Consider the following 9,826-nt stretch of genomic DNA (forward strand, 5'->3'; position numbering starts at 1 on the left):
AAGGGATTCAGCACTGTGGATCACAGCTATGATAACCTTATCCACAGTGTGATTTTTTATTTAGGCTTTGATCGGACGATCAATCGGATTTTGTAAAGAGATCAATGTTTCGGTTGACTGTATCTCATCGATAGTTTGTATTTTATTGACGAGAACATGTTGTAGTGCATCGATGGAACGACACATGACTTTAATAAACACACTATAGTGGCCAGTGGTATACCAGGCTTCGACGACTTCATCTAGCGCCTCAAGTTTTTGTAACGCAGCGGGATAATCTCGTGCACTTTTTAAAATAATGCCAATAAAGCAGCATACATCGAAACCGAGCCTACGATGATCAACGGCAATATGGGTGCCCGTTATAACACCGCTTTGTCGCATTTTTTCCACACGAACATGAATAGTACCAGCGCTTACACCAAACATTTTCGCCATTTCAGCGTAGGGCGTTTTAGCTTGTTTGAGTAAAACATTGAGAATGTCTCGATCGAGATTATCGAGTTGAAAGGTATCTGACATAGCGTAATCCTTGAAAAAACAAACGCCCTATTGGGCGTTTGTGAGATAGCATTCTATTTACGGCGCCAATAGCTTGCTTGTGCCAAAGTATATTGATGTTTACGAGCGGTTTCGCGGATCACGAAGGGGACGTCTTCAGGGGATTGGATTTCCTCGAAGTTCTCGCGTAGTAACCGTTGTAATGCTTGGTAGGTAGTAACCGCTTCGCCATTTTCACGGATCCCCCCTAACCAATTTTCTTTCGGTGTATACTCTTCTAGCCACGTATAGGGTGAGGAGAGCATCAGCACACCGCCACTCTTTAGGAGAGAGCTTAGGCTGTTTAAAAAGCGTGTCGGTTCACGCAAGCGATCAATGAGATTTGAAGCAAAAATCAAATCATACTCGCCGTGAGTCATCTTCAAGTTACAGGCATCGCCTTGTTGGAAGTTCACCTTTTGCCACTGTTCGGCCGTTATTCCAATATCGGTAAGGCGGATTTGACGGTAATCGACGAGTTCGCCTTCTGTAGGAAGGGCGTAACGAAACCCTTCTCCCGTCATAAGTTGTAATGCTACATCAATAAAGCGAGCGGAATAATCAATACCGGTCACCTGATCAAAATAGCGACTCAATTCAAAACTAGCGCGTCCTGTTGCACACCCGAGATCTAACGCGTGTGTAGTAGAGCGACAAAGAGGGATCACCTTCTCGACTAAAGCCTTGGCATAGTTCTCTACGGAAAATAGGCGTTCGCCGTATTGAAAATCAAGGTATTGAGCCACCATTGTATCTGTTTCGTAAGGGTTATTAATCATAGTTTCCTGATGAACCGATTCTACGTAGCGAAAGCCAGCATGTTGGAAAAAATGGCGTCGGAAAGCATAGCGGGAGGCTTTTAACGCTTCATTACCGGTAGAGATCCAGCTCCCACCTTTTATCAAGTTATGTTTACCATCAAAGGTGGGTGTGGAGAAGTCATCGTAAAGGGGATGAACGTTAAAACCAGGATAGCCGTTAATGGGTGTTGTCGTCCATTGCCAGACATTACCAACGATATCAAAGAACTCCCCTTGCTTAAAATAGTCGACTGGGCAGGATGAAGCCCAGCCTTGTAAATTGATATTACCGATAGGGATCTGCCAATCTGGATGGTCTCCCGTAACTTGCTCACGTAACCAGGCCCATTCACCTTCGCTGGGTAGCTGAATTGAACGTCCTGTTTTGGCCGATTTCCATCGACAAAACGCGGAGGCTTCGAGTTGGTTAACCTCTACCGGCCAATCCCAAGGCAGTGGAATCTCTTCTGCGAGCACGCGAAGTTTAAGCTGTTCAGGATGCGCAATATCCCCGACCCAAAAAGTCGGTTTATCGGCATTGGTATAGGTTTTCCAGCCCCATCCTTCATCATCCCACCATTGAGAATTTTGGTAGCCTCCCTCTTGAACAAATTCATAGAATTCGGCCTGACTGACAAGCATTTTACTGGCAGAGAAAGGTGCGATATTACAAGTCTGGCGGCCATATTCATTATCCCATCCATAGTAATCATCACGTTTACCGAGGATCAGTTGACCGCCGTCCTGATGTAAAAGGGTGTTTTTTGGCACATGTTGACGAATACGCTCTCCATGTGGGCAAATTGTCCATGCAGATGACGCGGTGACCCAATTGATCGGCAGTTGACGGATAAGCACGCTGGAGGTTTCTAGGTGAATACGTTCATGTTCAATTCCCATCAATATTGCCCAAGCTGGATCGTCCCAACCGATGGGTAGGGTAAGCGGAATATGAGCAATAACATCAATAACTGTCTCACGAACACGATCACGATAGTGTTGTACCGCTTCGGGAGTTGGCCAGTGATAATGATCATCGTTGAGATCATCCCAACTCATTTCATCGACACCAATTGCCATCATGGCTTCCATGCGTTCATCAATACGCTCAGTCATATAGCCACCAGCCATTAACTTATTGATAAAAAATGTGGCGGTGTGAGCATAGTAGAAAATGAGGGGGTGGCGTAGAGGAATTGCTTTGGTTGTCCACGCGTTATCTTGCGTTAAACAAGTAAATAATTGTTCGTAGGTTTGCCAGGTCGTCTGAAAATAGTCGAGAAGTTGCTGGCGCTTTTGTTCAGGATCACTACCTGATAATGAAGGGGTAAACGCTGGTGTCAAAGTCGTAGTTTTCACGATACTCTTTTTCCTTATTGATTATGCTCAAACTATAGCAGTCCCTTAATATTTAGCGCCGTATATAGCGTTTTAATCGACTTTTTAGTCCGGTATCAAATGGCCAAATAAAGTCAAAAATAGATAATAAACGTGGTTTCCCATGTTGGGATAATGTCACAGCGTGAAAACGTTGTTGATGGTCTTGTTGTTGAGTGCGAATGCGTCGCTGGGTATCGTCGGACAGGCGTTGAGCGATAAAGTCTGAAATAACCACGATATCTGCCTCTTGCCAAGTTTCTGTCTGTAGCAGTTTTACTGCTTCCTCCAAGCAATACTCAATATCCGTTCCGCCTCGAAAGCGCTGAGAGAGGAAACGCAGTAATTGTGGCATCCCACTCTCTGCCGTCAATTCATACTGAATAATTTCTTGAGTAAACATCATAACAAAACAGCGACGATTCTCTTGAAAGGCAATTTTCAATAGCGCCAAACAAAAGGCTTTCGCACAGCGTTCGTTAAAGCCACCCATTGAGCCTGATGTATCGATACAAACAATAAAAGGACCTTTCGGTTGTTGTTCTTTTTGCTGATAAATGACGGGGCGTTCTTTGATCTTTGGCTGGTGGTCTTGCCCGCGTAATTGGTAAGTCAGTAATCGTTTTTCAATTAACTTACGGTAAAATTCGACTTCTAATTCATTTAAGCTGAGTGTTGCGAGCTCCGCCGGAAGTAAACGTAATACGTCATCACTCTGGTAAACGCCTTGAACTTCTTCGGGAAAAGAGTGGCGGACAGTTTCGGTAGTGAGTACGGGGCCGAGTTGAGTATTTTCTGCTGCGATAGCTTTTGATTCCCGGCTACGCCCTAGTTTTTGGGCGAGTTCGTTAAGCTGAGGTTGCGAACGGAGAAAGTGGCTATATTCAGTTAGACGATCGCTGTCTGTAGTATGTAAGGATGATTTACTCAGGTCCCAAAGTTTACCATGACTGATTTCTTCATCATCGGCTAATAAAGGGGAAAGAAATCCACTCATCGCCAGCTGTTTTTTTAATTCTTCAATGAGTCTTTGTTTATGTTGTTCTAACAGATCGTCATTAAGCGTTAGCGCTTGAAGCGTCAGGTTCATCCGCCAACGTTGCATAAATAAACTCTGTTGGGCTGGTGTTAGCTGCTGTGACTCCGTCTGTTTTAATAGGCTTTGTGCTTCTGCGTGGAACGGCGAGTTTAGCGCCTCAAGCTGTTGACAAGTTTGTTGCAGCTGTTGGGTAAATGGGTAATAGGTAAGGCTTTGGATTTGGGTATAAAAAGCAAACTCTTGTGCAAGATTTTCAGGGACCGGAGTATTTTTAAGCTGCTCGGTGAGGGCGGCTTTGATCTGTGGCAGCTCACGTTGCAGCATTTTCTTTAATTTAGGGCTTTTCTCAAAAAGCAGCACCAGTTGTGGTGCGGTGAGTAGCGTTGCGAGAAAATCATTAAGATTGATACTGTCGTTCAAGGTTAAAAGGTTTAGCAATGTATCTAAAGAGATCATTGTTCAGCCTGTTCTATATGCGTTGCGACATTTTGTAAACTGGCTTCAATATCAGCCAACCATTCATTATTGATAAACAAGCATTGCTGTTGCTGGCGGAACAATAGGCGCTGCTGTTGGAGCCGGTCATGTAAGTGTGAAAATTGCTTCATGATCTCTTCAGGCAACTGACCGGTTGCATTATTATCCTCATAATTTAACCGAGTCGCTTGTAAACTTATATCTCTGACGACTAGACAGTCGTATTCATCGACAGAAAGATCAAGGGACTGTGGAAAGCCTATTGCGTTTAACTTACCTCGAATGTCGCCACCTTTTTGTAGCCAATGTTGTAGTGCCTCTTTTTCTATAACGATATGCGTTACCCGCAAATGATGTAGTGTTAATGGTTGTTGTAGAAACAGGGTAAAAGAGCTACCCGTTAGCGATACGGGTAACTGATAATGTGGCTTACGGCTAAACATTGCGCTCTGTTTCGATAACTTGAGTGCCTGAGTTAAACTTTGTTCTTGATGCATGGTTTGCTTACGAGCAGTGATTTGTTGTAATTCCAGTAGCATCGGTTGTTGTTGCCAAGCAAAGTGTAGTAATAGCGTTCGGATTTCTTGTTCAATCAATGTACGGGATGCTGCGTTATGCCACAGACACTCTTTCAGTAAAATAAGGTCGATTGGTGCAATAGCATGCCGTCCGCTAAAAAAGGCACTAGCTTGTAATAAATGAATCGCTTTTTTCCACCGCCGATCTGAAATATAAGGGGCATCAGGAAGTTGCTGGAGTTGTTGACGCAGCCTGTAGATAAGCTCGAATACCTCTTCGGGCAGGGATATTTTGGGTATGGCCTGCTGCCATTGGAAATATTCTTCATCGCTCACGGCTAAATGTTCATCATCAAGTGAAAAATTGGAATCTTCAGCTTGTAATAGCATCCCATGAAAATGACGTTTTTCGTTGACGTTTGTTAGCCATAAACGAATCAGCATACGATCATAGAGCGCATCTAGTCCGCTATCATCATCAGGTAATTCATTGGAGGCGCTGATGAGTAAACGCATAGGGATTTTTTGTTCATCTTTACCATTGCGAAAGCGGCGTTCATTAATGGCTGTGAGCAAGGTATTTAAAATGGCGGGGCCCGCTTTCCAAATCTCATCTAGAAAAACGATCTCTGCATCGGGTAGATAGCCTTCTGTAATGCGTTGGTAGCGACCTTCGTCTTTTAATGCCTGAATAGACAGTGGGCCAAATACCTCTTCCGGTGTTGAGAAACGAGTCATGAGATATTCAAATGCGGTCGCATTTTTAAACGCGCACTTAATACGCCGGGCAATTAAACTTTTTGCAATTCCTGGAGGCCCCATTAAAAAAACGCTTTCGCCACTTAGTGCGGCTAAGAGACAAAGTCGTATAACATCATGGCGTTCATACAGACCTTTTTCTAAACTATTACTGAGGCGGACGATTCTATCGGCGAGGAGTTGTGCGGGTATCATCAGGCATCCTTTAATCGCATCTAAGGTCGCTATCGAGCGATGCGAGCGTAATTTTTTCTCTCTGCACTGTAAATGATTTTTATCATTAAGTAATAGCATATGTGAATGCACAGTAGGTTTTTTACTAAAACTATGCATACTGTGCGGATAAAATTAATTACGAAGGTTGTTTAAGACTAATCGATCTAAACAGAAGATTTATATGAACTCAGAGAATAAACAGTCTACCGCGGCGTTAACACTGGCAGCAATTGGTGTCGTGTATGGGGATATTGGTACAAGTCCTCTCTATACCCTACGAGAATGCCTTTCTGGCGAATTTGGTTTTGGTATCGAACAACAGTCTGTTTTTGGTTTTCTTTCCTTAATTTTTTGGTTATTGGTATTAGTGGTTTCGCTAAAGTACATCAGCTATGTAATGCGCGCTGATAACTCTGGTGAAGGTGGAATTCTAACGCTTATGTCGCTGGCGGGACGCAATACTCATGCCACGGCAACTGCAGTCGTACTGATATTGGGTCTAATTGGGGGGAGCTTCTTCTTTGGTGAGGTCGTTATCACACCAGCAATGTCTGTGCTCTCTGCGATTGAAGGGTTGGAAATTGCAGCGCCTTCACTGGACGTCTTTATCGTACCGATTTCCATCGTGGTACTCACACTTTTATTTGTTATTCAAAAACACGGTACGGGATTAGTCGGTAAAATATTCGCGCCGGTTATGTTGCTATGGTTTATTCTATTAGCAATATTCGGCCTAAACGGGATTATTAATAATCCCGTTGTTTTACAGGCAGTTAATCCTTGGTATGCACTACAGTTTTTCCTTCATTATAAGACAATATCATTCTTTGCTTTGGGATCAGTAGTATTAGCAATTACGGGGGTGGAGGCACTATATGCAGATATGGGGCATTTCGGTAAGCTGCCTATTCGTATTGCGTGGATAATGGTGGTTCTTCCTTCCTTAGTATTAAATTACTTTGGCCAGGGGGCGCTATTACTTAAGCATCCTGAAGCCATTAAAAATCCTTTTTTCCTTTTAGCTCCTGATTGGGCGCTAATTCCCATGTTGATTATCGCGACGTTGGCAACCGTCATTGCGTCTCAAGCTGTCATCTCGGGGGTTTTCTCTCTGACCAGACAAGCTGTACGTTTGGGGTATCTACCGCCAATGCGTATTATTCATACATCTGAAAATGAGTCAGGTCAGATTTACATTCCGGTCGTGAATTGGCTGCTCTATACTGCTGTTGTCTTGGTGATTGTAAGCTTTAAACATTCGAGTAATTTAGCAGCGGCTTACGGTATTGCGGTAACAGGGACAATGGTATTAACCACCCTATTGTCGTGTACCGTTGCACGAAAAAACTGGCATTGGAGCCTTTTTTCCGTTGTTCCTCTTTGTCTTTTCCTCCTCTGTATTGATGTGCCGTTGTTCACGGCAAACTTAGTCAAGATTTTATCAGGCGGATGGTTACCGCTAACACTCGCACTCGTCATGTTTATTATAATGACAACATGGAAAAGTGAACGGTTCAGAGCGTTAAGGAAAATGCATGAGCATGGTAATTCACTAGAAGCGATGATCTCCTCACTAGAGAAACATCCTCCTGTTCGGGTGTCGGGAACTGCGGTATATATGACCAGAGTGAAAAATATCATCCCTTTCGCGTTATTACATAATCTCAAACATAACAAAGTGCTGCACGAACGCGTGGTTTTACTAACATTACGTACTGAGGATGCACCTTACGTTCATAATGTTCGGCGTGTCAGTATCGAACAGCTGTCACCAACGTTTTGGCGGGTCGTAGCAAGTTACGGATGGCGCGAAATTCCGAATATGGAAGATATTTTTCATCGCTGCGGTCTTGAAGGCTTGAACTGCCGAATGATGGAGACATCGTTCTTTATGTCTAATGAGTCGTTAATACTAGGTAAACGTCCGTGGTATTTAAGATTACGCGGTAAGTTATTTTTACTCTTGCAGCGCAATGCCCTGCGGGCGCCGGATCAGTTTGAAATACCCCCCAATCGAGTTATTCAACTTGGAACTCAAGTAGAAATTTAATAAAAACTAAAGGCGCTTAAGGCGCCTTTTTTTATCGCACAGAGAGTCGTCTCCGTGGAGTCCTGAACTCATCATTGTAAGGCAGTATTTTATTCGTGATGACCGATCTCAATATCGCAAAGTAGGGGGAATCACGACTTATCGACGGTAGTTTGTATATCCCCCTGTCTTATACCCGCAGGGGGGATTTTTACAGTAATCTTAGGTATAACTTCCAATAGTATCAGTAATGATCGGGAGATAGTGTCACCACGTTACCTATACCCGCTGACTAATACCAACCTATCTTTTTCTAGCTGGTCTTTTAATAAGATTCTCACCGTCTTTTTTCATTAAGAGTAAGAAAATACAGCCAGCAATAATGGTTACAATGCCCATTGTGGTAAAAGTCGCTTGAAATTGCCATTGTGTTGAGGAGCTATAACCTTGCCAAAACCTTAATACAGCGGCGCTAACACTAACACCGAGGCTAATCGCTAATTGCTGTGTGACAGCGAGAACACTATTCCCTCCGCTAGCATACTCATCGGTGAGATCGGCTAACGTAATGGTATTCATTGAGGTAAATTGTGTCGACATAGCCATACCTATTAAGAATAAAGGCGGAAGTAACCACAGGATGCTGCGCTGATTAGACTGTAAAGCAAAACTCATGATCAATAGACCAATAATCATACTTATCCCAACCAGTGTACGGCGATAACCTTGGCGACGAAGTAATGGCGTAACCGTCGATTTTGCTAATACAGCCCCAACGGCGGTGGCAATCATTATAAAACCTGCAAAGATTGCTGAATAACCAAAAGCGACTTGTAAAAGTAAGGGGATTAAAAAAGGAATACAGCCTGTCCCCAAACGTGAGGCAACGTTCCCTGCAATTCCGACTGAAAAGGTACGGATACGAAACATAGAAAGATTGATAAGAGGTGTTGCGTAACGAAAAGCATGCTTTATATAGAAGGCGAGTAATAGTAATCCCAATACTATGGTAACCAATGCGGTACCAAGAGAAATCTGTTCTTCACCGAGTAACTCAACACCAGTCGATATTGCAACAATTGAACCACTGAACAAGAGAAAGCCTAGTAGGTCAAACTTGCGTTTGGGAACAGTAAAGTCTGGCATGTATTTCCGTGCGAAAAAGATCCCCACTAAGGCAATAGGTATATTGATAAGAAAAATCCAATGCCATGTTGCGTAGGTGACGAAGAATCCACCCAGCACCGGCCCTAACACCGGGCCTAACAATCCAGGCATAGTGACAAAGTTTAAGATGGGGAGAAGTTCATTTCTTGGATAGGCTTTTAACAGCGTTAACCGTGCAACAGGCATCATCATCGCGCCACCAATTCCTTGAACCACCCGCGATATAACTAATAAGCAAAGTGATTGAGAGAGTGCACAGGCAAGAGAGCCGAGAGCAAATAGGGTTACTGCACTAATAAAGACCTTTCGTGTTCCGCAACGATCGGCCAGCCATCCGCTGACAGGAATTAGCATCGCGACAGTCAATGAATAGCTAATAATGGTTGATTGCATGGCAAGCGGCGAGCGATGGAGACTTTGTGCTATGGCGGGTAAAGCAGTGTTCAGTATCGTGGCATCCAAGGCTTGCATAAAGAAAGCCATTGCGGCAATCCAAGGTAGGCCAGTGAGATTACCTGTTGAACGAACCATTGAAGGGTCCTTTATTAGTTAGTGAGTCCGCTAAGTATACCTCTGATTTGTAGCGCTTAAGAGGATAAATTGACCTAAGAGTGAGATTTCAACGTACTCTATTCACCGTGGTGATGTAAAAGTAAGCGCTTTTTTGCCTGTTTAGTTTGTAAAATAAACGCATAGTTTGAATTATCACCACTTGGTAAAAAAGTTTAAATAATCCCTTGCGCTCTCAGCGGAACTCCCTATAATGCGCATCCACTGACACGGCAAAGCACGATGCGCAGCGCGGTGACAGGGACTAAAGCGATTTAGTCCGGGAGAAAAAATCAAAATAATGATTGACTCCTGAGGTGAAGCGAGTAATATACGCCACCTCGCGACAACGAGT

At 43.6% G+C, this 9,826-nt stretch carries 6 protein-coding genes; 1 reads left to right on the forward strand and 5 read right to left on the reverse strand.

Going from position 1 to position 9,826, the window contains the following annotated elements:
• Positions 1 to 60 precede the first annotated feature (60 nt).
• Genes asnC through ravA form a run of 4 tightly spaced genes read right to left on the reverse strand, consistent with a single transcriptional unit; the run spans position 61 to position 5,705 of the window.
• Positions 61 to 522 (reverse strand): transcriptional regulator AsnC, encoded by a 462-nt coding sequence (gene asnC, locus HGT73_RS10720; RefSeq protein ID WP_214214681.1) that lies wholly within the window; start codon positions 520 to 522, stop codon positions 61 to 63.
• 53 nt (positions 523 to 575) lie between these two features.
• Positions 576 to 2,699, reverse strand: coding sequence for a 5-histidylcysteine sulfoxide synthase (gene ovoA, locus HGT73_RS10725; RefSeq protein WP_241609644.1), 2,124 nt, complete (start codon positions 2,697 to 2,699; stop codon positions 576 to 578).
• Positions 2,700 to 2,751: 52 nt separating this feature from the next.
• Positions 2,752 to 4,212: an ATPase RavA stimulator ViaA gene (gene viaA, locus HGT73_RS10730; protein WP_214214683.1), complete on the reverse strand. Its 1,461-nt coding sequence runs from the start codon at positions 4,210 to 4,212 to the stop codon at positions 2,752 to 2,754.
• Positions 4,209 to 5,705 carry an ATPase RavA gene (gene ravA / locus HGT73_RS10735; protein WP_214214708.1) on the reverse strand — a complete coding sequence of 499 codons (1,497 nt, stop codon included), beginning with the start codon at positions 5,703 to 5,705 and terminating at the stop codon, positions 4,209 to 4,211. Before ravA ends, viaA begins: the two co-directional genes overlap by 4 nt.
• 202 nt (positions 5,706 to 5,907) lie before the next feature.
• On the opposite strand from ravA, the gene kup reads away from it, so the two are divergent.
• Positions 5,908 to 7,776 (forward strand): low affinity potassium transporter Kup, encoded by a 1,869-nt coding sequence (gene kup, locus HGT73_RS10740; protein ID WP_214214685.1) that lies wholly within the window; start codon positions 5,908 to 5,910, stop codon positions 7,774 to 7,776.
• A 282-nt stretch (positions 7,777 to 8,058) separates the two neighbouring features.
• Here kup and HGT73_RS10745 read toward each other — a convergent pair whose 3' ends face one another.
• The gene (locus HGT73_RS10745; protein WP_214214687.1) at positions 8,059 to 9,453 is read right to left on the reverse strand and encodes a DHA2 family efflux MFS transporter permease subunit; all 1,395 of its coding nucleotides are present in this window, start codon (positions 9,451 to 9,453) and stop codon (positions 8,059 to 8,061) included.
• Positions 9,454 to 9,826 lie beyond the last annotated feature (373 nt).

The organism is Rosenbergiella australiborealis, assembly GCF_018494035.1.
Lineage (GTDB): Bacteria > Pseudomonadota > Gammaproteobacteria > Enterobacterales > Enterobacteriaceae > Rosenbergiella > Rosenbergiella australiborealis.

Coding starts and splice junctions, on each gene's coding strand:
- asnC (WP_214214681.1), bottom strand. CDS start 522: ATGTCAGATACCTTTCAACTCGATAATCTCGATCGAGACATTCTCAAT.
- viaA (WP_214214683.1), bottom strand. CDS start 4,212: ATGATCTCTTTAGATACATTGCTAAACCTTTTAACCTTGAACGACAGT.
- ravA (WP_214214708.1), bottom strand. CDS start 5,705: ATGATACCCGCACAACTCCTCGCCGATAGAATCGTCCGCCTCAGTAAT.
- kup (WP_214214685.1), top strand. CDS start 5,908: ATGAACTCAGAGAATAAACAGTCTACCGCGGCGTTAACACTGGCAGCA.
- HGT73_RS10745 (WP_214214687.1), bottom strand. CDS start 9,453: ATGGTTCGTTCAACAGGTAATCTCACTGGCCTACCTTGGATTGCCGCA.